Genomic DNA, 24,405 nt, shown 5'->3' with positions numbered 1-24,405 from the left:
GCAGTCCCTTTTATCTGTATGTGTATATGAAATATTTTCAAAAGGATTTGTTCTGTCAAAATAAAATAATTGTAGGATAATATTGTAAATGAATAGACAAAATGCATAAAATTAATATGAATATATTGGCGAAAAACAACATTTACAAACAAATAAATAGACGATATAATAAAAGCACAGTAGAAATTGTCCTACAAACACGGAGAAAAACATTTAAAAGGAGGATAACTATGAAAAAGAAAGTTTTGGCAGCGCTTCTGGCAGCAACGATGGTAGTCGGAATGACCGCATGCGGCGGTTCCAAGGATGCGACCGCAGACGCACCGGCAGCAGACACCACCGAGGACACAGCGGCAGACGCCGCAGATACCGCCTCCACCGGAGACGCGAGCTACGTGATTAAGCTGGGTATGACCCAGGGCGATGTTCCGAGAGAGGAAAGCGCAGAGGTAACCTGGACCGAGCGGTTTAAAGAAGAGGTAGAGAAGAACAGTAACGGACAGGTCAGCGTAGAGATTTATCCCTCCGGACAGCTGGGAAGCGTAGAGGAGAACCTGGCGGGACTTCTGAACGGTTCTCTGGAGATGACGGTAGCAAATGTAAACTCCCTGAACAACATTTATGCTGATACCATGGTCTTAAGCTGCCCGGCTCTGTTCAAGGACGAGGCACAGTGCGACGCGGTTCTGTCTGGCGAGTGGGGACAGGAATTCTTCGGCAAGATCGGCGAGGAATCCGGTATCCATGTACTGGCAGCTTTCTGTAACGGCATGCGCTGTTTCACCACCACAAAGACTCCGCTGACTACCGTAGACAGTGCAAAGGGCATCACCTTCCGTGTAATGCAGAGCGAGGTTTGCGAGAAGATGGTATCCGCAATCGGCGCGAACCCGGTTCCCATGGCAGGCAGCGAGATGTATACAGCGCTTCAGAACGGTACTGTAGATGGACAGGAGAACCCGCCTGTAAATATTCTGAACGACAAGACTTATGAAGTACAGAAATACATGGTTCTGGACAAGCACATCGCTTCCATCGTAACCTTCGCTATCAGCGAGAAGTTCCTGGATTCTCTGCCGGAGGATCTGCAGAAGGTTGTAACCGACGCGGCAGAAACTGTTACTCCGGAGGCTTCAGAAGTTTGCAAAAAGCTGAACGACGAAGGCGTGGCAAAGCTGGAAGAGTACGGCATGGAAGTTTACACACCGACCGAGGCTGAGCTGGAAGACTGGCACTCCGCTATGAGACAGCCCTGTATTGACTACGTAACCGGTCAGGTAGGCGAGGATGTAGTAAACGGACTTTTGACAGCAATTGAGCAGGCAAACTAAAAAGAAATAAATTAGGAAACTGAAAAGCTGCCTGTTTGTATATGTAAAATATTCAGACAGGCAGCTTTATTAAAGAAGAAAGAGAGGTGCAGGAGGAGAATGAAAAAAGCTGTATGTGGAATTTATAACGGCATGAACAAGATATCCGGCGTGATACAGAAAATTCTGGAAGCTGTTGTGATTCTGCTGGTATTGAGCTGTGCCGCGGACCTGCTTTTGCAGGTTACATATCGATTCATTCTGGTCAATTTTGTAAGCTGGTCCTGTTCATGGACCACAGAGTACGCGCAGGACGCCCTGATTTGGATTACTTATCTGATGGTAGGCATCTGTTATAAAGAGGGAAGCATGGCTTCTGTCAATGTAATTTATGACAAACTTGGAAAAAAGGGAAAGGTAGTACTGTACTGTATTACCAGAGTCATTGTATTCATCTTCCTGGTTATGGGACTGAAATATGGTTGGGATGCAATTATTTCCATGCTGACCTGGAGTTCCACCAGTCTGCATCTGCCGGGATATCTCCTTTACAGCGCGCCGTTCCTGGGCTGTATTCTTATGGGATATGAGGCAGTGACTGAGACACTGGGCGTATTATGTGGAGAATTACTTCCTTTTGTGGGCCGTCCGCCGAAGGAAGAGGAGATAGAACTGACCGAACAGGAGAAAGAAGAACTTCGCTCCATCGAGGGTGAATAGAAGGGAGATGAGAAATCATGTTAGCAGCCGTTTTACTGATTATTTTTCTGCTGGTTGTAATTGTAGGCGTTCCGATTAGCTTCGCCATGGGCTTTATGACCATTTCGGCGTTCACCATCGGAAATGGAGCCATGGTTATCATCCCTCAGAAAATGTTTTCAGGTGTATACAATTTCACCTATATGTGTATCCCGCTGTTCATTTTGGCCAGCGAGATCATGAGCCGCTGCGGACTGACCATGAGCATCGTAAAATTCTGCGATACCCTGGTGGGACATATACGGGGCGGTCTGGCACACGTCAATATTCTGGCAAGTATGCTGTTTGCGGGAATCTCCGGATCCGCTACGGCGGATGCTTCGGGATTGGGTCGTATCGAGATGGAAATGATGACCAAAGCTGGATATACCAAGGAGTATTCCGCGGCGGTTACGGCGGCCAGCGCCATCATCGGACCGATTATCCCGCCCAGTAATATTATGATTATTTACGCAGTGTGCGCGTCCAACGTATCTGTATCGGCCATGTTCCTGGGAGGCATTATGCCCGGTATCGTGCTGGGCCTGGCTGAGATGCTGCTCTGCTACTATTTCGCACGGAAATACAATCATCCCTGCAGAGCAAGACGTTCTTCCGCAAGAGAGGTTTTGCATTCCTTCAAGCGTTCTCTTCCGGCCCTTGGCCTGCCGATTATCATTCTGGGCGGTATCGTGAGCGGCGTATTTACCGCCACAGAGTCCAGTGCGGTAGCAGTATTCTATGCGTTAATCGTAGCCATTTGCAAGCGTCAGATTACCTGGAAGAGTCTGGTGGAGTGCTGCAAGAATACGGCGAAAACCACAGCGAACGTTATGCTGATTATCTCCATCGCGTCAGCTATGAGCTACGCTATCACCGTACTGCGTATTCCCCAGGCCATGGTAGAAGTCTGCATGAAGTATGTAAACAGCCCGGCAGTATTCCTGCTTCTGGTGAATCTCATTCTGCTGATTCTGGGCTGCGTGCTGGATCAGAGCCCGGCGCTGCTGATGATGACCCCGATTCTGCTTCCCATCGCTATGAAATACGGCATCGACCCGGTTCACTTTGGCGTACTGTGCTGCTTCAACCTGACCGTAGGCCTGATTTCCCCGCCTATCGGAATGACACTGTTCGTAACGGCAAATGTGGCGAAGGTAAAACTGACCGATTTGTTCAAACAAATCATACCCTTTGTACTGGTTGGCCTGGCAGTACTTTTGCTGATTACCTGGGTACCGGCCCTGACAACCTTTATTCCGAATTTATTTTCATAATATAAAATGACAAAAATCTATTTTTTATAATATGAGGTGACAACTATGAATGATTTAAAAATTACAGGCATTGACGTAACGCTTTGTGAGACAAGAGTAAAAGGAAATTTTGCGGATTCCACCCGAAATGTGGAGACTATCGGCTTTGCAGTGGTAGACGTGAGTACAGACCAGGGTCTGCACGGCATTGGTGTTACCTACCATGAGGTAGGCGGCGAGGCCATCCGTGATTTCATTAAATATGCGATTGAACCCAAGATGATTGGAAGAAGCCCCTTCGAGACGGAAGTGTTGTATGAGGAGAACTTCCACTATATGCGCGGCGTTGGCCGTAAGGGACTGGCCTTCTGTGCCTACAGCGCTGTGGATATCGCGCTTTGGGATCTGAAGGGCAAGGCTCTGGGTATGCCTCTGTTCCGTCTGCTTGGCGGCACCAATCCGGAAGTACCGATTTACGCGTCCGGCGGATGGACCAGCTATTCCACAGAGGAACTGGTAGCGGAAGCGAAAATGATGGTTTCCAAGGGCTACAAGAAGATTAAGCTGAAGGTCGGCGTAGAGGGCGGCAACAACCCGGATGAGGACGTAAGACGTGTGGCTGCAGTCCGCGAGGCTATCGGCCCGGACATTGGCTTTATGCTGGATGCCAACAATGTATGGCGCGCGGCGACTGCCATCCAGTTTGCTAATAAGATTCGCGAGTACAACATTGAGTTCTTCGAGGAGCCGGTATTTGCAGACGATATTCCGGGACTGGCAGAATTTAAGCGTGGCACCGACATTCCGCTGGCTACCGGCGAGCATGAGTATACCCGTTACGGCGTGCGCGACCTGTTTCTGAATCATGCGGTAGATATCCTGCAGTGCGACGCCACCCGTGTGGGCGGCTACACCGAGATGCTCCGTATCATGGCTTTGAGCCAGGCCTTTAATAAGGCATTCGCGCCTCATGGCATGGAGCATATGCATATGCATCTGGTTGCGGCTGCACCCAACGGCGTATATCTGGAGAAGTTGTTTATGTTCGACGAGGTTGTAAAGAGCGTATACCTGAATGCGCCGGAGCCGGTAAACGGTATTATGACTATTCCCGAGAAGCCGGGTCTCGGCCTGGAGTTGAACATGGATTATATCAAGGAGTGTAAGGGGAGATAGAACATGTCGAATAAAATCGAAGGAATCGCGGTTCCGATTCTGACACCGATTAATGAGGTGGAGGAAATCAACCATGAGCAGCTGGCGGCCCTCACCGACTATGTGACGGAGGGCGGCGTAAACGCCATTTTTGTAAATGGAACAACGGGCGAATTTGCCAGATTTTCCCAGAAATCCCGCCAGGAGCTGGTGAGTACCGTGGCCAAAGCCGCAAAGGGCAGAGTGGCGGTTCTGGCCGGCGTCAGCGAGTGCGGTACCCGTCTGGTCATTGAGAATATCAAGCGGGCTGAGGAGGCGGGAGCAGACGCCATTGTGACCACCATGCCTTATTATTTCCCGACCACCAGTATCCGGGAACAGATCGAATTCACCGAGGATGTGACAGCCAGCACGAAGCTTCCGGTGCTTCTGTATAATATTCCGCCGGTGACAGGCTATTCTCTGAACGAGGAACTGTTGGATCACGTCTGCGACATTGATAACCTGTATGGTATCAAGGACAGCAGCGGAAAGGCAGAGAATTTTCTGAAGCTGAAGGAACGCTACGGCGAGAAGCTGAAGATCTTCGTGGGCGCCGAGGAATTGAATTATTTCGGCCTGAAAAATGGCGCAGACGGTCTGGTTCCGTCCCTGGCGAACCCATTTCCGAAGGTGCTGGCGGCGGCCTGGAAGGCGTCCCGGGAGGGCGACTGGGAGGCATGCAAGAAGCACTGTGACCTGGTGGATGAGATGAATAAGCTGAACCGGTTCTCTGACAGCTGGATGAGTCCGAATATCTGGCGGAAAGAGGCGCTGGCCCAGATGGGGATTATGAGCGCCGCGTTTACGAAGCCCTATATTCCGGTTTCAGAGGACGACAAAAAGAAGATTGCAGAATGGATTTCTTATTATAAGACAAATTACGGAGAGTGATAGTGTATGGAAGACAAACTGTTTAGCGTAAGAGATAAAATCTGTGTAATTACCGGTGGTATGGGTCAGCTGGGGGCCCAGTATGTGAAGGCGTTCCTGAGCCGCGGCGCGAAGGTAGCCGTATTTGGCAGACATGTGGGCGAGGACAAAGTACAGAAGGTGTTTGAGAAGGACGAGTATGAGAGCCCGAACCTGAAATTTTTCCAGGTAGACATCACCAGTAAGAGTGATCTGAATAAGGCTCTGGATCAGATGGAAGAAGCTTGGGGAACTCCGGATGTACTGGTAAATAATGCCGGAATTGATACGCAGCCCAGTGCTCCGCCCGAGGTATCCGGACCTTTCGAGAACTTCCCGGAGGAGGTGTTCCGGGAGGTAGTAGATGTGAATCTGGTGGGTACCTTCCTGACCTGTCAGGCCGTAGGTGCGCGCATGGTCAAGGCCGGAAAGCCGGGTTCTATCATCAATGTGGGTTCCATCTACGGCATGGTTTCCCCGGTGCAGGATATCTACGCCTACAAGGAGAAGATGACAGGAATTCCCTTCGTCAAACCGGTGGCGTATTCCGCGGCCAAATCCGGCATCTACAACCTGACCCGTTATCTGGCGACCTACTGGGGAAAGAAAAATATCCGTGTCAATACCTTTACGCCCTCCGGCGTATGGCGTGACACCCAGGACGAGTATTTCCAGGCCAACTACTGCAGTCGGATTCCGATTGGACGGATGGCCAAAGAAGACGAGTATAACGGGGCTATCATTTTTCTAGCCTCCGATGCTTCCCGTTATATGACAGGTTCCAACCTGATTATGGACGGCGGATGGACGGCCTGGTAAAAACTGTAAAATACAAAAAAACCGGAAAGCTTTTAAGCCTTCCGGTTTTTTGTATCGCTTCGTGTCTCGTTACTGGGGAGCTTCCGTCTCTTCCTTTTTTTTCTGCATCCGCTCGTATTCCGCATCGATCATAGCCAGCTGGTAATTCTGCATACCCAGCTTCACATGTTCCCGCATGGCTGTTTCGCCCAGTTCCGGGTCATGCAGGTCAAAGGCCCTGAGAATCTTGAAATGGGGCAGAATCGCTTCCTGGGGGCCGTTGGGCAGACGCAGACTCTGGTAGCGGAAATCCTGGGTCCGGCTTTGGAAAAACCGGAAAATATTGATTAAGAGCTGATTTTGGGACAGCTCGATGATGGAGTCGTGAAAATTACCCTCCTGAAGCAGGATGGATTGCATATCATGTTCCTGGGTGGCTTTCACAAAGGCATTGTGAATGGAATGTAGTCGGGCCAGATCCTTCTGGGAACAGCGCTCGATGGCCAGCTTGGCCGCCAGAGGCTCACAGACGGAACGAATCTCCAGATAGTCCCGGACCTCCACCTGATTTTGGTTGAACCAGAAGATAACGTCCTCCTCGTCCTGAATTTCCCCGGTGCGGCGGACGAAAGCGCCCCGCCCGGGTTCCAGGGTAATGTAGCCGGTGGAAGCGAGAATTCGCAAGGCCTCCCGGAGGCTGTTACGCCCCACGCCCAACTGCTGGCACAGCTCCTTCTCCGTCGGAAGATGCTCGCCCTTTTTTAAGTCTGAGGTGAAGAGAAACTGCTTGATCTGCTCCACTGCTTTCTGCACCACAGAACCATAATTTTCTGATTTCATATGTATCGATCCCCATCGTAAAAAATACCTTTTCTACACAAAAGTGTAACGAAAAAGAGGGAAAATGTCAATATTTTGCAAGGAGTTCTCTACATTACAGTGCGCTGATATAGGCTTCCAGTTCCTTCAGATTCCTGGGGATTTTCCATTCTTTCTTTAAAATTCCTTTTGCGCAGAGACTGTCGAACAGCTCCAGCACGGCAGGCTGGGTGAGGTTGGTCTCCCTGAGGGCAGAGGTGTCGGTAAAGACCTCCTCCGGCGTTCCGGATTTCAGAACCCTTCCATCCTTGAATAAAAAGATTTCATCGGCCCAGGCGAAGGCATAGTTGACGTCGTGGGTTGACATCAGTACGGTGATACCCTGGGCGGTCAGCTCGTCTACAATATGGTTCACCATGGCGGTATGCTTGGGATCCAGGGCCGCTGCAGGCTCGTCCAGAATGATGATATCCGGGTGCATAACCAGGATATCGGCGATGGATACCTGCTTCTTCTGGCCGCCGCTTAAGGCGTGGGTGGGCTTGTGGCGGAAGGGCGTGATTTCCAGGTAATCGATGACACGCTCTACCTCGTCCTTTGCCTGTTCTTCGGAAACGCCCAGGTTCAGAATACCAAAGGAAATTTCCTGATAAACGCTGGCGGAGAAGAGCTGGTTGTCCGGATCCTGGAAGACGATGCCTACCTTCTGGCGGAGCTTTAAAAGCCCCTGCCGGGAATAGTCATAGGGTTCGCCGTTCAGATAAAGCATTCCCTTAGAGGGACGGTGAATGCCGTTGCAGCAGAGAAAAAAGGTGGACTTTCCGGAACCGTTGGCTCCCATAAAGGCAATCTTCTTTCCGCGGCCGATTTCCAGGGAAAGACCGTTCAGGGAATGTGTTTTTTCATCATCATAGGAGAAGTACAGATTCTCCGCTTTTAAAATAATATCGTTCATGGTATCGAAATTCCTTTCCTAATATGGAAGGCTTAGAAGCAGAATTTTTCTGCCAGCAAGAAAGCGTAAAGGGCCAGTTCGAAAAGCACGATAGCTACAATTTCCTTTCCTGCGGGCGGATAGGTCTCATTGAGCACCCGGATAGTGCCGTCGTAGCAACGGGATTCCATGGCGTCGTAGAGAGCGTTGGATTTCTTGATTGCACGGATAAAGAGAGCTGAGGCCAGGGCGCCGAAGGATTTCAGGGAGGTCCGGTAATCCTTATTGCCCAGGCGGGAATTCTGGGCGGTGCGCAGGTTGGACGCAATCTCCAGCAACACAAAGATATAACGGTAAATCAGAAGCATCAGCTCAATGATAATGCGCGGACAGCGCATAACCCGCAGTACATTCAGGATATCCGGCATGGGCGTATTGAAAGAAAGAAAATACAGGCAGGATACGCTGGCCAGGGCGGTCAGGATAAGCTGTATGGCATAGCGAAGGGAAGCCTTGCTTCCGGTCAGCCAGACAGAGCCGATTTTCCAGGCAAAAAGATCAAGGGGCGTCCGGGAAAAATTCAGGACAATGGCCAGAGTGCTGAAAAACAGGAAAACCAACGGTACGGTCATGAAGTGGAGATAACGGGAAAAAGGGATTCCACCCTTTTTTACGGTGAGAATCCCTGTAACAGCCAGCGCAATGCAGGCCACGGCAATGGAGCGGCTGATGACGCACGCCAGAAGCGTGAGCACTGCAAAGATAAATTTTTCTCCGGCATTTACGTAGCGCAGCCGGGAATTATAGCAAAGCTTATCAATGACGATCATTTATTTTCCCATTTCTTACGTTCTACAAAACGGCCCATGCAGAAGGCCAGAATGCCTACGCCGATACCGGTCTGGACACAGAACAGCATGCTTTCTACTTCTCCGGGCAGCTCGCCGCCGATAAGACGCTCCAGAATGGGCTCAGCCCAGGGCTCATAGGAGGAATCCACTTCCTCAACAACCGTGCTTCCGGCGTCGTCGGAGCCGCCGAACTCGGCGTCCTTCAGCGCGAACAGCGGAATAAAGGCAATCAGGATGATTGCAAGGATCAGTGCGATTACGGTACTCTTTTTCATTTACTTGTCCTCCTTTAAAAATCCGATGGCGCGAAGCTCCGGCTTTGCATAGGATTCCAGGGCGGAAATGATGAGAACGGTCAGAATTCCCTCGATGACTGCCAGCGGAATCTGGGTAGGAGCGAAGACCGCAAGGAATTTCAGGCAGGCGGTACCAATGGTAGTATCTGCGTGATGGGCAATTGCCAGCTGGAAAGCGGTTACACAGTAGGTAAACAGGTCGCCTAGGGCTGCAGCCAGGAATACGCTTACATTCTTGTTCAGTTTTGTCTTCTGACAGAGCTTATAGATACCGAAGGACACGAAGGGGCCGGCAACAGCCATGGAAAAGGTGTTGGCGCCCAGAGTGGTCAGTCCGCCGTGAGCCAGCAGAATCGCCTGGAATAACAGTACGATAATGCCTAAGATACTGACAGCAGAGGGTCCGAAGAGCAGAGCGCCCAGACCGGTTCCGGTCATATGGGAGCAGCTTCCGGTTACGGACGGAATCTTCAGGGATGAGATGACAAATACAAAGGCGCCTGCCATGGCAAGCAGCGGAAGAGCCTTCCGGTCAGCCTTTAAGGTCTTCTGGATGGAACGGAAGCCTGCCAGAAGGAACGGCAGACAGACAACACCCCAGGCTACACAGAAGCCTGCGGGAAGGTAGCCCTCCATGATGTGCATGGCATTTGCGCTAGGCGCGATTCCGAAGGCCAGAATGAAGGCTGCGGAAGCGGCAATGTAGCGTTTGGTACTTTTCTTCATAACACAAAGTTCTCCTTTAGAATAAAATAGCGTTTTTGAAACGCTGTTGTTCCAGTATATCTTACTGATAATTTTTGTCAATAAGCCATAGGGGTAGGGGTATAGGGACAGAGGAAGCGCTTGTGTTTTCGCGGGTGTTTCGCTATAATAAATACGAAACGCAGACGGATAAGAAGGAGCATAGGATATGTATTCATTTAAAAGCCGGGTCCGCTACAGCGAGGTGGGCGAGGATAAAAAGCTGTCGCTGAACAGTATCATTAATTATTTCCAGGACTGCAGCACCTTTCAATCGGAGGAACTGAACAATGGAGTGGAGCGCCTGGAGAAGCTGCACCGGGTCTGGGTACTTTCTTCCTGGCAGATCGTCATTGAGCGTTATCCGGATCTCTGCGAGGAGATCGAGACAGGCACCTGGCCCTATCATTTCAAAAATTTCATGGGCTACCGCAATTTTGTCATGCAGGACAAGGAGGGAAAGCGGCTTGCCTACGGAAACAGTCTCTGGAGCTTCCTGGATACCGATACAGGACTGCCGGTCCGGGTGCCGGAGGATATCGAGAAGGCATACGTGCTGGAGGAGAAGCTGGATATGAAGTACGCTTCCCGGAAGGTCCCCATGCCGAAGGAGGGAGAGACCGGAGAGCCGTTTCCCGTGCAGAAGCACCATCTGGACACCAACCATCATGTGAACAACGGTCAGTATATCCAGATGGCCCGGGAATATATTCCCGAGGATTTCCCGATCCATCAGCTGCGGGCGGAATATAAGAAATCAGCGGTGCTGGGAGATATGATTTACCCGGTGACGGCTCTGGAGGACGGCCGCTATACGGTGGGGCTCTGCGACGAACTGGGCCGGCCCTACGCGGTGGTAGAATTATCATAAGTATTATTTAAGTAAACTTCAACAGGAGGACGGAAACACACATGATTGAATTAGGAAAGAAACAGGAATTAACCGTAATAAAAAGAGTAGAGTTTGGCATCTATCTCGGAGAGCAGGAGGGCGCGGAGGAGCGCGTGCTGTTGCCGAAGAAGCAGGTGCCGGAGGGGACGGAGATTGGTTCGAAGCTGACGGTCTTTGTGTACAAGGATTCCAAAGACCGCCTGATTTCCACTACAAATGAACCAAAGCTGGAGTTGGGCGGCCTGGCCGTCCTGAAGGTGGCTCAGGTGGGCAAAATCGGTGCTTTTCTGGACTGGGGGCTGGAGAAGGATCTGCTGCTGCCCTTCCGGGAACAGACCCGCCGGGTGCATGAGGGCCAGGAGGTCCTGGTGGCCCTCTATATTGACAAGAGCAGCCGCCTCTGCGCGACCATGAACGTGTACGAGTATCTGGAGCTTCAGTCTCCTTATAAAAAGGACGACCGCGTCAAAGGAACCGTCTACGAGATAAGCGAGGAGTTCGGCGCGTTTGTGGCTGTTGATAACCGCTACTCCGGACTGGTGCCCCGAAAGGATTTCCATGGCGGAGCGAAAATAGGTGACATTGTGGAGGCCCGGGTTACCGGCGTCCATGAGGACGGCAAGCTGAACTTAAGTCTCCGGGAAAAAGCCTACCTGCAGATGGACTCAGACGCGGAAGCTGTGCTGGCTGTCATCGACGAATTTGACGGCGTTCTGCCCTTTACAGACAAAGCGTCGCCGGAAGTGATTGAGCGGGAGCTGCATTTAAGCAAAAATGCGTTCAAAAGAGCGGTGGGAAGACTCTTAAAAGAGGGCAAAATAGAGATAACCGAGAAGAGTATCCGCCGAAAAGTATAAAAAATGTTAAATTTTATGAAAATTGAAAAATAGTGCTTTCCAAAGCCGGACTTTGCGGTTATAATAGGGAAAGAGAAGAAAGGGGTGAATTAGAATGAAAGTACAGAACATTACCGACATCGATAAATTCTTCAAGGTAGTAGACAGCTGCAAGGGTAAGGTTGAGCTGGTTACAGGTGAGGGCGACAGACTGAACCTGAAGTCAAAGCTTTCCCAGTATGTATCTATGGCGAACATCTTCTCCAACGGAGAGATTCCGGAGCTTGAGATCATCGCGTACGAGAAGGAAGACATCGACAGATTAGTTTCATTTATGATCAATGGTTAATTAAGAACGGGGTACGTGTTCCTGCGGGAACGGATACCTCGTTTTTTCTGCCCAAAAATCAGAAAAAACGAGAAAAAGGAGCGAATGCCAGATAGGTGATTACTCATCTATGCAGCATTCGCTCCTTTTTATCTGATATCTGTAGCAGACTGCTTTGGACAGGCGGGGAAAAGGATGTGCCGATTTCTACGCCGGACAGTTCTTATAATACAGAATCAGCAGCCCCTTCAGAAGCAGATCGTCATCCAGTATAATCTCATGCCTGCACAGCGGTGTAATCACCCCGGCCAGCCCGCCGGTGGCTACTACGGTGCACTCCTCACCTAGCTCCTCGTTGATTCGATCAATCAGCCCGTCCATGGCTCCGGCATTTCCATAGAGGATACCGCTTTTCATGGAATCAACGGTGTTACTTCCGATGAGCCGATTTGGCTTTTCCAGCGAGATATAAGGCAGCTGTGCCGCCTTGCCGGACAGGGCGTTCAGGGAGACAGCCACGCCGGGTAAAATCATTTTCCCGATATAAGCTTTGTCCTTATTGATGACAGAGACCGTGGTGGCAGTTCCCATGTCAATGATGATCTGGGGTACCGGATAGCTGTGTACGCCTGCTACAGCACCCACGATTAGGTCGCTGCCCTGCTGGGCAGGGTCGTCCACCGCCAGCTTAATGCCGGTTTTGATGCCGGGTCCAACCACCAGCATGCGGGCGCCGGTGAATTTCTCGGCCGCTTCCTTCAGCGTATTGGTGACAGAAGGAACGACGGAGGAAATGATGCCGCCTTTGATTTGGAAAGGCTTTATTTCATGCAGATCCAGCATTTCCCGGATAATGGTGGCATATTCCAGGGCCGTGGAATCCTGCTCCGTGGAAAAACGCTCCAGAAAGAGAAGCTGATCCTTAAGAAAACAGCCCATGACAATATTCGTATTTCCAATATCAATGGTCAGAATCATGTTTTCCTCCGTAAATAAATCATTTTCCGAAAATTAGTCGCGGTTAACCAGGCCAGCCTTCAAAAGTGCGAAGCCCACTGCTCCGGTAATAATTGTAGATGAAAGCATCTCGCAGACAGCATTGATGCCTACAAAGCCGCATACGAAAAGAATGATATTCTTGCCGCCGATGAGGCCCTGCATGTATTCGGTATTACCGAAGAGAACCACAAGTGCGGTCATGAAAAACAGCGTATTTAAAAATGCGGAAAAGAAGCCGGTAACGAAGCAGCTAAGACGCGCGTTCGAAGCCTTCTTTACACCGCGGAAGATATATCCCAGCAGCAGACCGTCCAGAAGACGGGGTACAAAGCGCTGGATAAAAGCCAGTACAGGGTTAATTCCGAAAAGGACGACTCCCATGGAGCTCACTCCGCCCACACCGATGCACTGTAAGAAGCTGGTCAGTCCGAATACGGCTCCCGCGGCAGCTCCGCCTGCAGGTCCCAGGGTAATGGCAGCCAGTGCGACAGGGATCACGTTGAACGAGATAGCCAGAGGCCCGATGTTCAGGTATCCCAGAGGCGTATAAGCCATCAGAAGTAAGATGCCGGTCAGCAGTCCGAGAACGGTTAGCTGCCGTGTTTTGGTAGATGTTTTCATATTCAGTTTTCCTCCTTGTTATTATTCCCCAAGCGGGGATACAATACAATTACGGGCTAATGATAGCATAGGAAATGAGCGGATTCAAGCAAATAAAAAGTTCAGGGGCCTTTGTATTGAAAAAAATGCGAAATTCCCCTATAATCAAGGGGAATAAACTGGGAGGAAATACGATGACATTTGATAATAAAACCTTAAAAGGAAAGACCGCGGTGCTGGCCGTGACCGGCAGTATCGCTGCGTATAAAATTGTAAATCTGGCGCGTATGCTGAAAAAACTGGGCGCCAACGTACAGGTTTTGATGACGAAGAACGCCACGGAATTTATCACGCCGCTGACCTTCGAGCAGCTCACCGGCAATAAGTGCCTGATCGACACCTTCGACCGGAATTTCCAGTATAATGTGGAGCATGTTGCGTTGGCTAAGCAGGCGGACGTGGTGCTGGTGGCTCCGGCTTCCGCCAATGTGATCGGCAAAATCGCGAACGGCATTGCCGACGACATGCTGACCACCACAGTCATGGCCTGCCCCTGTAAGAAAATCATTTCTCCGGCCATGAATCACAACATGTACCACAACCCCATCGTCCAGGATAATATCGAAAAGCTGGCCCGCTTCGGCTACGAAATCATCCCGCCGGAGACCGGTATGCTGGCCAACGGCGACAGCGGCGACGGTCGGATGCCCGACGAAAGACTGCTGCTGGAATATATTTTAAAGGAAATCGCCTGTGAGAAGGATCTGGCGGGAAAAAAGGTGCTGGTAACCGCGGGGGCGACCCGGGAAGCCATCGACCCGGTGCGTTTTATCACCAACCATTCCACCGGGAAAATGGGCTTTGCGCTGGCTCATGCGGCCATGCTGCGTGGTGCTGATGTGACCGTCGTAGCCGGACACACCGAGGCAGAAGTCCCCCTTCTGGTGAACGTAGTGCGTGTGACTTCGGCACAGGATATGTTTGAGGCCGTGAAAGAGCGCGCGGAAGAATCCGACGTGATTATCAAGGCCGCTGCCGTGGCGGATTATACGCCGGTGACGACCGCAGACCATAAAATCAAGAAGGCCGAGGGCGGACTTTCCATTGAGCTGACCAGAACCCGGGATATTCTGAAATATCTGGGCGAGCACAAGCGGGAAAGCCAGGTGCTCTGCGGCTTCGCCATGGAGACGGAAGATCTGCTTCAGAACGCGAAGAAGAAGCTGGAGAGTAAGAACTGTGATCTCATCTGCGCCAACAGTCTCAGAAAGGCAGGCGCGGGCTTCGGTGGGGATACGAACTGCGTGACCGTGCTGACGAAGGACGGGGAGCGGGAGCTGCCTCTGCTTTCGAAAGAAGAAACTGCCCATGAGATTTTAAACGAGATCTGTAAAAAACTGGGATAAGGAGACTCCATGTCATTTGTACATTTACACACCCATACAGAATACAGCCTTCTGGACGGCTCCAATAAAATAAAAGAATACGTGGCCCAGGTGAAGAAGCTGGGCATGACTGCCGCAGCTATTACCGACCACGGAGCCATGTTCGGCGTCATCGACTTCTATCGGGCGGCCCGGGCGGAGGGGATCAAGCCCATCCTGGGCTGCGAGGTCTACGTAGCTCCCAACTCCCGGTTCGACAAGGAGACCACCGGCGGCGACGACCGCTATTATCATCTGGTGTTGCTGGCCGAGAACAACCAGGGCTACGCCAACCTGATGAAAATCGTGTCCCGGGGTTACGTGGAAGGCTTCTATTATAAGCCCCGTGTGGACATGGAGGTACTGCAGGAGTTCCACGAGGGAATCATCGCCCTGTCTGCCTGCCTGGCAGGCGAAGTACCCCGGTACATCCAGAAGGGACTCTACGACGAGGCAAAAAAATCCGCATTAAAGTATGAAGCAGTTTTCGGAAAAGGAAATTATTTCCTGGAGTTGCAGGATCACGGCATTCCTGAGCAGAAGACGGTCAATCAGGCGCTGCTTCGCATGAGCCGGGAGCTGGATATTCCGTTGGTAGCCACCAACGACTGTCACTATACCTATGCCCGGGACGTGAAGCCCCACGACATTCTGCTCTGTATCCAGACCGGCAAAAAGCTGGCGGACGAGGATCGTATGCGCTACGAGGGCGGCCAGTATTATGTGAAGTCTCCCGAGGAGATGGAGGCTCTGTTTCCTTATGCGAAGGATGCATTGGAGAATACGGGTAAAATCGCCGAGCGCTGCAATGTGGAAATCGAGTTCGGCGTCACCAAGCTGCCGAAATACGATGTGCCGGAAGGCTACACTTCCTGGGAATACCTGAACAAGCTGTGCTTCGACGGCCTGGCCGAGCGCTATCCGGACGACGACGGCACCATGCGTGACCGTCTGACCTACGAGCTTGGCGTCATTCAGAAAATGGGCTACGTGGATTATTTCCTGATCGTCTGGGACTTCATTCATTATGCCAGAGAGCACGGCATCGCGGTGGGGCCGGGACGAGGATCCGCAGCCGGAAGCATCGTTTCCTATACCATGGGAATCACCAACATCGACCCCATGCGCTACCAGCTGCTGTTCGAGCGTTTTCTGAATCCGGAGCGTGTGTCCATGCCTGATATCGACGTAGATTTCTGCTTCGAGCGCCGGCAGGAGGTCATCGACTATGTGGTCCGCAAATACGGTAAGGACCGGGTGGTACAGATCGTGACCTTTGGTACCATGGCGGCCCGGGGTGTCATCCGGGACGTGGGCCGTGTTATGGATTTGCCGTACAATTTTGTGGATTCCATCGCGAAAATGGTGCCCCAGGAGCTGAATATCACCCTGGAAAAAGCCTTGAAAATGAACCCGGAGCTTCGAAAGAACTACGAAAATGACCCGCAGGTGCAGGAGCTCATCGACATGTCCATGCGCCTGGAGGGACTTCCGAGACACACATCCATGCACGCGGCGGGTGTCGTCATCAGCCAGAAATCCGTGGACGAATATGTACCCCTGTCCCGGGCCTCCGACGGTTCCATCACCACTCAGTTTGTCATGACTACCCTGGAAGAGCTGGGCCTTCTGAAAATGGATTTTCTGGGACTGCGTACCCTGACGGTCATTCAGGACGCGGCCCGTATGGCGTCCGAGCGAACCGGACAGACGATAGACATTGATAAAATAGATTATGACGACCCGGCGGTTTACGCTTCCCTTGGAACCGGTAAGACCGACGGTGTGTTCCAGCTGGAAAGCAGCGGCATGAAGGGATTCATGAAGGAGCTGAAGCCAAAGAGCATGGAGGACGTCATTGCCGGAATTTCCCTGTACCGTCCGGGACCCATGGACTTCATTCCCCAGTACATCAAGGGTAAGGATCACCCGGAGAGCATCACCTACGACTGCCCTCAGTTGGAGGAGATCTTAAAGCCCACGTACGGCTGCATTGTCTACCAAGAGCAGGTTATGCAGATCGTACAGAAGCTGGCAGGTTATACCCTGGGACGAAGCGACCTGGTACGTCGTGCCATGTCCAAGAAAAAGGCTTCCGTCATGGAGAAGGAACGGCAGAATTTCGTCTTCGGAAATCCGGAGGAGGGCGTGCCGGGCTGTATCGCAAACGGCATTCCAGAGCAGACAGCCCAGAAGATTTATGATGAAATGATTGATTTTGCCAAGTATGCCTTCAACAAGTCCCACGCGGCAGCTTATGCGGTGGTGGCCTATCAGACGGCCTGGCTGAAATATTATTATCCGGTGGAATTCATGGCGGCATTGATGACCTCTGTCATTGATAACTCGGGAAAGGTATCCGAATACATCCTGACCTGCCGCCAGATGGGCATTGATATTCTGCCCCCGGATATCAACGAGGGGGAGGCCCGTTTTTCCGTGTCCGACGGCGCGATCCGTTTTGCGCTATGCGCGATCAAGAGCATTGGCCGTCCGGTGGTGGAATCCATCATTGAGGAGCGGAAGCTTGGCGGACGTTTTAAGAGCCTGACAGATTTCATTGAGCGCATGGGCGGCAAGGATGTGAATAAGCGTGTAGTGGAGAACCTGATTAAGGCGGGCGCTTTAGACAGCCTCGGCGGCAACCGGCAGCAGTTTATGATAGCCTACGCAGGGATCATGGATGGCGTGGCCCAGAGCCAGAAGACCATGATGACCGGCCAGCTTTCCCTTTTTGACCTGGTGGGCGAGGAGGAAAAGGAGAGCTTCCAGGCCAAACTGCCCGATGTGGACGAGTACCCCAAGGAGCTCATGCTTTCCTTTGAAAAAGAGGTGCTGGGCGTCTATGTCAGCGGCCATCCGCTGGAGGAATATATGGATCGCTGGAAGAAGAACATTACAGCGGTGACCACGGATTTTGCCCTGGATGAGGAGAGCGGAGCTGCGAAGGTGCATGACGGGGAATCCGTCGTCATCGGCGGCATGATTACCGGCAAAACCATCAAATACACCAAGAACAATAAGGTCATGGCCTTCCTGCAGATCGAGGATCTGCTGGGTACGGTGGAAGTAGTCGTATTTCCGAATGTGTATGAGCGAAGCGGCGAGGTACTGCAGGAGGATGCGAAGATCTTCATCAGCGGCCATGCGGACGTGGGCGACGACCGGGCGGGTAAGCTTATCTGCGACCGGATCATTCCTTTTGACGCAGGCAGAAAAGAGCTGTGGATTCAGTTCCCGAATCAGGCGTCCTGTCTGGAACGGGAGCAGGAGTTGCTGACGATGCTTGCCGACAGCGACGGAAAAGATCCGGTGGTGCTTTACGCGGCGGCAGAGAAGAGCGTGAAGCGTCTTCCTGCAGGACGAAATGTAAACGCAGATCCGGAATTGATTGGAAAATTGGAAAAAAGTTTCGGTAAAGGAAATGTAAAAGTTGTAGAGAAACGTATTGAAAATATAAGGCGGATGAAGTAAAATCACATTCAAGGATGTTATAAAATGATTGGCAGTAACAGTCCAGGAGATGAGAACCCGGACGGACGCGAGGAGGAATCATTATGGCAAAAGAGATTAAAACCATCGGAGTACTGACAAGCGGCGGCGATGCGCCGGGTATGAACGCGGCAGTCCGCGCTGTAGTACGTAAAGCACTGGTAAACGGCAAACAGGTAAAAGGAATTCTCAAAGGCTATACCGGACTTCTGGACGAAGAGATTATAGATATGTCCGCAAATGATGTATCCAACACCATTGAGCGCGGCGGTACAATGCTGTTCACTTCCCGCTGTAAGGAATTCATGACCGAGGAAGGCCAGAAGCGCGGCGCGGAGATCTGCCGGAAGCACGGCATCGACGGCATCGTAGTCATCGGCGGAGACGGTTCCTTCCGTGGAGCCCAGAAGCTGGCGGCCTTAGGCATCAATACCATCGGCGTACCGGGCACCATCGACCTGGATATCTCCTGTACCGAGTACACCATCGGCTTCGATACAGCAGTGAATACAGCCATGGAAGCCATTGATAAGGTACGTGATACCTCTACATCCCATGAGCGCTGCAGCATCATCGAGGTTATGGGACGTAACGCAGGCTATATCGCCCTGTGGTGCGGCATCGCCAACGGCGCTGAGGATATTCTGCTTCCGGAGAATTACGACTACGACGAGCAGAAGATCATCAACAACATTATCGCCAACCGGAAGCGTGGCAAAAAGCATCACATCATTGTAAATGCCGAGGGCGTCGGACATTCCACCAGTATGGCCCGCCGCATTGAAGCGGCCACCGGCATCGAGACCAGAGCCACCATTCTGGGTCACATGCAGCGAGGCGGAAGCCCCACCTGCAAAGATCGTGTTTACGCATCCATGATGGGAGCCATGGCAGCAGACCTGCTCTGCGAGGGCAAGACCAACCGCGTAGTAGGGTACCAGCACGGACGTTTCCAGGATTTCGATATCGACGAGGCGCTTGCCATGGTAAAGGGCATCGATCCGTACCAGTATCAGGTGGCAAAAGACCTGTCCAAGCACTGTTAGGAGATATTAACTATATGATAACAAGTACGGCGAACCAGCAGGTAAAACTGCTGGTTCAGTTGAATAAAAAAAGAAAACTCCGGGACGAGCGGGGTGTATTCCTTGTAGAGGGCCCGAAAATGTTCCGGGAGGCTCCAAGGGAGCGGCTTGAGAAAGTCTATTTTTCAGAAAGCTTCTATGAAAAGCATAGAGAAGCGCTTACCAGACGGATTCAGGCGGAAAAGCTGGATTATGAGATTCTGGACGACCATGTATTCAAGACCGTCAGCGATACCCAGACGCCCCAGGGCGTGCTCTGTATCGTGCGGCAGCAGGAAAGCTCGCTTGATGCATTTTTGAAGGTGGAAAAGCCGTTGTTACTGCTCCTTGAGAACCTGCAGGATCCCGGCAATCTGGGAACAATTCTCAGGACGGCAGAGGGCGCGGGCGTGACCGGCGTGATCTTAAGCAAGGGCTGCGTGGATCTGTATAATCCGAAGACGATCCGGTCTACGATGGGTTCCGTATATCGGGTTCCGACCTTGTATACAGAAGATCTGTGCCAGACAGTGGAAGTATTGAAAAAGCACGGGATCTTCTCCTACGCAGCGCACCTGAAGGGTGCGAACTTCTACGACCAGGAGAACTACCAGAGCGGTACCGCCTTCCTCATCGGAAATGAAGGAAACGGCCTGACGGATGAGTTGACCGAACAGGCAGACGCCCTGATTCGAATCCCCATGGAGGGCCAACTGGAATCCCTGAACGCAGGCGTAGCGTCAGCCATCCTCATGTACGAAGCCTATCGTCAGAGACGATAAATAGAAAACCAGAAGGTTCGGGCAGCCGGGGCGGCAAAAACTTTCCTAAGCGAATCCCTAGTTTGGGATGAGTCTGGAAAATTTTTGCCGCCCCGGCTGCCCGAACCTTCGTCCGTCCTATTTCAAAAGCTTCGCCTTCACCGTCGTATATTCCTATACAAAACAATATAACATATGCTAATTCGGAAAAATGGGTGACACTTGAATGACTGCACGCAATTTCATTCTTTTGGATGAGGGGAATCATAGTCGGTTTTCGGTTAGAATTGGCTAAATTATTGACAAATGCGGTTTGCTCTGCTACAATACCTCTCGTAACAGAAATGTAACATTTGTAATAATAATTGTAATATGTGACATAAAAATGTTAAATATCAACAGCTCGCATCATTGCAATTAAGACTTACAGGAGGTTTTTATGAACGCAATCAGCAAAAAGATACCTCTGTTTTTGGCATTAGTTTTCGTCTGGGTTCTGGGCTGCGGCTTTGATAACCTGGAGGTTGAGACATCAGCAGGTATCGAGTCCGTTATGGCGGATCTGACAAGCGAAGATTTTGAAGCACTGCAGATAGAGGATGAGTGGGGAGAAAAGGTTCTCGCCAATGTAGAGGATTATGTGACGGTCCGTCAGGAGCCAAATGCGGATTCCAAGGCCATTGGCCGGATGTTTAAGGGTGACGGCGGCATGATCATCGAGCAGACAGAGGACGGTTGGACGAAAGTGAAGTCCGGTAACGTGGAAGGCTATGTGAGCAATGAATACCTGCATTTCGGCCAGGATGCCTACGAGGCATCCCAGGAGGCTGCCACACTGACAGCGACTTCCCTGACCGGCGGACTTCGGATTCGTTCCGAGGCAAGCACGGAAGCGAAGATTCTGAAAAACGTGGAAGAGGGCGTGAAGCTTACGGTTATCGAGCAGCAGGACGAATGGGTACAGGTGCAGTACGCGGAGGATAAGACAGGTTTCGTTTCCGCAGAGTTTGTGGATGTGAATTATGAGTTGGGCGAAGCCATGACCATGGAAGAGATCGAGAAGAAAGAGGCTGAGGAGAAGCGGGAGAAGCTGAAGCAGCAGCTCACTGCCATGCAGGTCAATGGCGACGAGGTTACCCTTCTGGCAGCCTTGATTCAGGCGGAGGCCGGCAATCAGCCCTATGAAGGCCAGGTAGCCGTAGGCGCGGTGGTCATGAACCGTGTGCGCAGCGGCCGCTACAGCAGTATTCTGGCAGCTATTTACGCGCCGGGTCAGTTTGGCGTGGTCAGCAACGGAAGCATAGGAAGATACTTAAGCAATCCGAAGGCCAGCTGTCGTCAGGCGGCGCAGGAAGCTATCAACGGTTACACCACGGTGGGAAGCTTTACGCATTTCAAGAACGCGGCTTCTCCGGTCAGCGGCGATCATATTGTGATCGGAAATCACGTATTTTACTAAAGGATAAGAAAAATCAGGCAGGGGCTGCCGCGGGAAACGCGGCGGCCCCTTTCAGAATTCTTAATAATAATTTTTCTTGTGCAAAAGGGGAAACTATAGTATGATAAGCAATAGGTAAACCCCGCAGGAAAGCAGTTTTCGGGGTTACAAATCGCAACAGAAAGGGGAGTGCGAAGCGATGGATGCCATGTATTGGCTGATATTACTGATTGTACTGGTTGTGATTGAGATTATTACGCTGGGCCTGACCACCATCTGGTTTGCCGGAGGGGCGCTGGCAGCGTTTGTTCTCGCAATGCTGGACGTCCCGCCTGTGATCCAGTGGGCAGTGTTCTGCGTGGTGTCTCTGGTGCTGCTGTTCGGAACCAGACCCTGGGCGCTCCGGTTTTTCAACAGCCAGAAACAGGAGAAGACCAATGTGGACAGCCTGATTGGAAAAACCGCCGTGGTAACAGCTGAAATTCACAATCTGGAAGGGCGTGGAGAGGTTCTTGTAAATGGCCTGACCTGGACGGCGCGGGCAGAAAATGATTCCGAAGTCATTTCCGGGGATGTCCCTGTGGAAATCATAGCCGTAGAGGGCGTGAAGCTGATTGTGAGAAAGAAGAAGGAGGGCTGATTATGCCAAATTTTGTAGGAACTATTTTAGTACTGGTACTTGTATTATTTATTCTGATGATTATTGCTTCCTGCATCAAGATTGTTCCCCAGGCGCAGGCGCTGGTTATCGAACGTCTGGGCGCGTACATGGGAACCTGGGGTGTGGGAATTCATTTCAAGGCGCCGTTCATTGACCGTGTGGCGAAGCGCGTGACCTTAAAGGAGCAGGTAGTAGACTTTGCTCCCCAGCCTGTTATCACCAAGGATAACGTAACCATGCGAATCGATACAGTTGTATTTTTCCAGATTACCGATCCGAAGCTGTTCGCCTACGGCGTGGAGAATCCGATTATGGCTATCGAAAATCTGACAGCGACTACCCTTCGTAATATCATCGGAGACCTGGAGCTGGATCAGACTCTGACGTCCCGCGAGGTTATCAATACCAAGATGCGCGCGTCTCTGGACATCGCCACAGACCCCTGGGGCATCAAGGTAAACAGAGTAGAGCTTAAGAACATCATCCCGCCGGCTGCTATCCAGGACGCTATGGAGAAGCAGATGAAGGCAGAGCGAGAGCGCCGTGAGGCAATCCTTCGCGCTGAAGGTGAGAAAAAGTCTACGATTCTGGTAGCGGAAGGACAGAAGGAATCCGCGATTCTGGATGCAGAGGCAGAGAAGCAGGCAGCCATCCTTCGGGCAGAGGCGAAGAAGGAAGCGACCATCCGTGAGGCGGAAGGTCAGGCGCAGGCTATCCTGAAAGTACAGCAGGCGAACGCGGACGGCCTGAAGATGCTCAAAGAGGCATCTGCAGACAGCGCGGTACTGCAGCTGAAGAGCCTGGAGGCATTTGCCAAGGCGGCAGACGGCCAGGCTACCAAGATTATCATCCCGTCCGATATTCAGGGACTGGCCGGTATGGTGAAGGCTGTGGCAGAGGTAGCAAAGGAAAACTGATTTTTACGAAGAATAAAAGGCTGCGGTCCGAATATTTTGGGCCAGCAGCCTGATTGTTACTGTTCACTTTGTTCACAGGAACTTCTCGGAATAGTGAATGTGAACAGTAAAATAAGTATGAATACAGACGTTGGTGGAGGACAAAAGAAATGGATTTAAAAGGACGCGATTTCCTGACATTGAAGGATTTTACTCCGGAGGAGATTGAGTATCTGGTGGATTTGGCGGCCAGCCTGAAGACCCGCAAGAAGGCCGGTATTGTAGAGCGCGATATGCGCGGCAAAAACGTGGCGCTGATTTTCGAGAAGACCAGCACCCGTACCCGCTGTGCCTTTGAAGTGGCGGCTCACGATATGGGCATGGGAACCACCTATCTGGATCCGTCAGGTTCTCAGATTGGCAAGAAAGAAAGTATCGCGGATACCGCGCGGGTCTTAAGCCGCATGTTTGACGGCATCGAGTACCGCGGTTTCGGACAGGAGATCGTAGAGGAGCTGGCGAAATACTCTGACGTACCGGTATGGAACGGCCTGACCAACGAATATCATCCCACACAGATGCTGGCAACCCTGTTGACAGTCAAGGAGCATCTGGGCCATCTGAAGGGCGTAAAGCTGGTATATATGGGAGATGCCCGCTACAATATGGGCAATTCCCTGATGATCGCCTGTGCAAAGATGGGTATGCACTTTACCGCCTGCGCGCCGAAGAATTATTTCCCGAATGCGGAGCTTGTAGCTTACTGTGAAGGCGTGGCAAAAGAGACCGGAGCGACCATTACCCTGACCGAGGACGTTATGAGCGGTACAAAGGGCGCCGACGTCATTTATACCGATGTATGGGTATCCATGGGAGAGCCTGACGAGGTATGGGAGAGCCGCATCCGCGAGCTGATGCCCTATCAGGTCAATAAAAAGGTCATGGACAATGCGGGAGCCCAGGCTATCTTCACTCATTGCCTGCCGGCGTTCCACGATTTGAAGACAAAGATTGGCAAGCAGATTCAGGAGAAATTCGGCATCACCGAGATGGAGTGTACCGACGAGGTATTCGAGTCCGCCCAGTCCGTAGTCTTTGACGAGGCGGAAAACCGTATGCACACCATCAAGGCGGTTATGGCAGCTACACTGGGGGCTTAAGC

General features: G+C 51.5%; 24 protein-coding genes. 17 read left to right on the top strand and 7 right to left on the bottom strand.

From position 1 onward, the window contains the following. The first annotated feature begins 230 nt into the window (after positions 1–230). From ACESZP_RS08975 to ACESZP_RS08950, 6 genes are all read left to right on the top strand, one after another. The gene (locus ACESZP_RS08975) at positions 231–1,331 is read left to right on the top strand and encodes a TRAP transporter substrate-binding protein (protein WP_499708810.1); all 1,101 of its coding nucleotides are present in this window, start codon (positions 231–233) and stop codon (positions 1,329–1,331) included. Between the two features lie 99 nt (positions 1,332–1,430). Then, complete coding sequence (locus ACESZP_RS08970) at positions 1,431–2,030, top strand: TRAP transporter small permease (protein WP_499708809.1); 600 nt, start codon at positions 1,431–1,433, stop codon at positions 2,028–2,030. 17 nt (positions 2,031–2,047) lie between these two features. After that, positions 2,048–3,325, top strand: coding sequence for a TRAP transporter large permease (locus tag ACESZP_RS08965; RefSeq protein WP_499708808.1), 1,278 nt, complete (start codon positions 2,048–2,050; stop codon positions 3,323–3,325). 45 nt (positions 3,326–3,370) lie between these two features. Further along, positions 3,371–4,480 carry an enolase C-terminal domain-like protein gene (locus ACESZP_RS08960; protein ID WP_178039982.1) on the top strand — a complete coding sequence of 370 codons (1,110 nt, stop codon included), beginning with the start codon at positions 3,371–3,373 and terminating at the stop codon, positions 4,478–4,480. 3 nt (positions 4,481–4,483) lie between these two features. Next, positions 4,484–5,392, top strand: a complete 909-nt coding sequence (locus ACESZP_RS08955; protein WP_499708807.1) for a dihydrodipicolinate synthase family protein — start codon at positions 4,484–4,486, stop codon at positions 5,390–5,392. Between the two features lie 6 nt (positions 5,393–5,398). Further along, positions 5,399–6,229, top strand: coding sequence for an SDR family oxidoreductase (locus tag ACESZP_RS08950; protein WP_178039980.1), 831 nt, complete (start codon positions 5,399–5,401; stop codon positions 6,227–6,229). Positions 6,230–6,298: 69 nt separating this feature from the next. Here the strand turns inward: ACESZP_RS08950 and ACESZP_RS08945 are convergent, their stop codons facing one another. The 5 genes from ACESZP_RS08945 to ACESZP_RS08925 form a co-directional block, all read right to left on the bottom strand. Beyond that, complete coding sequence (locus tag ACESZP_RS08945) at positions 6,299–7,048, bottom strand: FadR/GntR family transcriptional regulator (protein ID WP_349164366.1); 750 nt, start codon at positions 7,046–7,048, stop codon at positions 6,299–6,301. 94 nt (positions 7,049–7,142) lie between these two features. After that, positions 7,143–7,982: an energy-coupling factor ABC transporter ATP-binding protein gene (locus ACESZP_RS08940; RefSeq protein ID WP_499708806.1), complete on the bottom strand. Its 840-nt coding sequence runs from the start codon at positions 7,980–7,982 to the stop codon at positions 7,143–7,145. A gap of 32 nt (positions 7,983–8,014) precedes the next feature. Further along, a complete protein-coding gene (gene cbiQ, locus ACESZP_RS08935; RefSeq protein ID WP_499708805.1) occupies positions 8,015–8,791 on the bottom strand; it encodes a cobalt ECF transporter T component CbiQ in 777 nt (258 codons plus the stop codon). Then, positions 8,788–9,087 carry an energy-coupling factor ABC transporter substrate-binding protein gene (locus ACESZP_RS08930; protein WP_499708804.1) on the bottom strand — a complete coding sequence of 100 codons (300 nt, stop codon included), beginning with the start codon at positions 9,085–9,087 and terminating at the stop codon, positions 8,788–8,790. The genes cbiQ and ACESZP_RS08930 overlap by 4 nt, the downstream gene beginning before the upstream one ends. Then, positions 9,088–9,834: an energy-coupling factor ABC transporter permease gene (locus ACESZP_RS08925; protein ID WP_499708803.1), complete on the bottom strand. Its 747-nt coding sequence runs from the start codon at positions 9,832–9,834 to the stop codon at positions 9,088–9,090. 187 nt (positions 9,835–10,021) lie between these two features. Between ACESZP_RS08925 and ACESZP_RS08920 the strand changes: the two genes are divergently transcribed. The 3 genes from ACESZP_RS08920 to ACESZP_RS08910 all read left to right on the top strand — a co-directional run bounded on the left by ACESZP_RS08920 (position 10,022) and on the right by ACESZP_RS08910 (position 11,929). Beyond that, positions 10,022–10,723, top strand: coding sequence for an acyl-[acyl-carrier-protein] thioesterase (locus ACESZP_RS08920; RefSeq protein ID WP_178039974.1), 702 nt, complete (start codon positions 10,022–10,024; stop codon positions 10,721–10,723). 41 nt (positions 10,724–10,764) lie between these two features. After that, complete coding sequence (locus ACESZP_RS08915; RefSeq protein WP_178039973.1) at positions 10,765–11,601, top strand: S1-like domain-containing RNA-binding protein; 837 nt, start codon at positions 10,765–10,767, stop codon at positions 11,599–11,601. A 94-nt stretch (positions 11,602–11,695) separates the two neighbouring features. Further along, complete coding sequence (locus ACESZP_RS08910; RefSeq protein WP_178039972.1) at positions 11,696–11,929, top strand: polya polymerase; 234 nt, start codon at positions 11,696–11,698, stop codon at positions 11,927–11,929. 186 nt (positions 11,930–12,115) lie between these two features. Here ACESZP_RS08910 and ACESZP_RS08905 read toward each other — a convergent pair whose 3' ends face one another. Next, a complete protein-coding gene (locus tag ACESZP_RS08905) occupies positions 12,116–12,886 on the bottom strand; it encodes a type III pantothenate kinase (RefSeq protein ID WP_499708802.1) in 771 nt (256 codons plus the stop codon). Between the two features lie 33 nt (positions 12,887–12,919). Beyond that, entirely contained in the window at positions 12,920–13,528 is a 609-nt protein-coding gene (locus tag ACESZP_RS08900) for an ECF transporter S component (protein WP_178039970.1), read from the bottom strand. 173 nt (positions 13,529–13,701) lie between these two features. On the opposite strand from ACESZP_RS08900, the gene coaBC reads away from it, so the two are divergent. From coaBC to argF, 8 genes are all read left to right on the top strand, one after another. Then, positions 13,702–14,913, top strand: a complete 1,212-nt coding sequence (coaBC, locus tag ACESZP_RS08895) for a bifunctional phosphopantothenoylcysteine decarboxylase/phosphopantothenate--cysteine ligase CoaBC (RefSeq protein WP_499708801.1) — start codon at positions 13,702–13,704, stop codon at positions 14,911–14,913. 9 nt (positions 14,914–14,922) lie between these two features. Beyond that, complete coding sequence (locus tag ACESZP_RS08890) at positions 14,923–18,405, top strand: DNA polymerase III subunit alpha (protein WP_499708800.1); 3,483 nt, start codon at positions 14,923–14,925, stop codon at positions 18,403–18,405. A gap of 83 nt (positions 18,406–18,488) precedes the next feature. Continuing rightward, complete coding sequence (pfkA, locus tag ACESZP_RS08885) at positions 18,489–19,469, top strand: 6-phosphofructokinase (RefSeq protein ID WP_178037974.1); 981 nt, start codon at positions 18,489–18,491, stop codon at positions 19,467–19,469. Between the two features lie 14 nt (positions 19,470–19,483). Continuing rightward, entirely contained in the window at positions 19,484–20,269 is a 786-nt protein-coding gene (locus tag ACESZP_RS08880; protein ID WP_499708799.1) for a TrmH family RNA methyltransferase, read from the top strand. Between the two features lie 418 nt (positions 20,270–20,687). Continuing rightward, a complete protein-coding gene (locus ACESZP_RS08875) occupies positions 20,688–21,707 on the top strand; it encodes an SH3 domain-containing protein (protein WP_499708798.1) in 1,020 nt (339 codons plus the stop codon). Between the two features lie 178 nt (positions 21,708–21,885). Beyond that, positions 21,886–22,326 carry an NfeD family protein gene (locus tag ACESZP_RS08870; protein ID WP_499708797.1) on the top strand — a complete coding sequence of 147 codons (441 nt, stop codon included), beginning with the start codon at positions 21,886–21,888 and terminating at the stop codon, positions 22,324–22,326. A gap of 56 nt (positions 22,327–22,382) precedes the next feature. Continuing rightward, positions 22,383–23,264 (top strand): SPFH domain-containing protein, encoded by an 882-nt coding sequence (locus tag ACESZP_RS08865; protein ID WP_435391121.1) that lies wholly within the window; start codon positions 22,383–22,385, stop codon positions 23,262–23,264. Positions 23,265–23,413: 149 nt separating this feature from the next. Then, on the top strand, positions 23,414–24,403 hold the full coding sequence (gene argF, locus ACESZP_RS08860) for an ornithine carbamoyltransferase (RefSeq protein ID WP_178037979.1): 990 nt from the start codon (positions 23,414–23,416) through the stop codon (positions 24,401–24,403). Positions 24,404–24,405 lie beyond the last annotated feature (2 nt).

Source organism: Candidatus Dorea massiliensis AP6, from assembly GCF_964245105.1.
Classification (GTDB): domain Bacteria; phylum Bacillota; class Clostridia; order Lachnospirales; family Lachnospiraceae; genus Laedolimicola; species Laedolimicola intestinihominis.
This window is presented reverse-complemented; position numbering and strand designations above follow the sequence as displayed.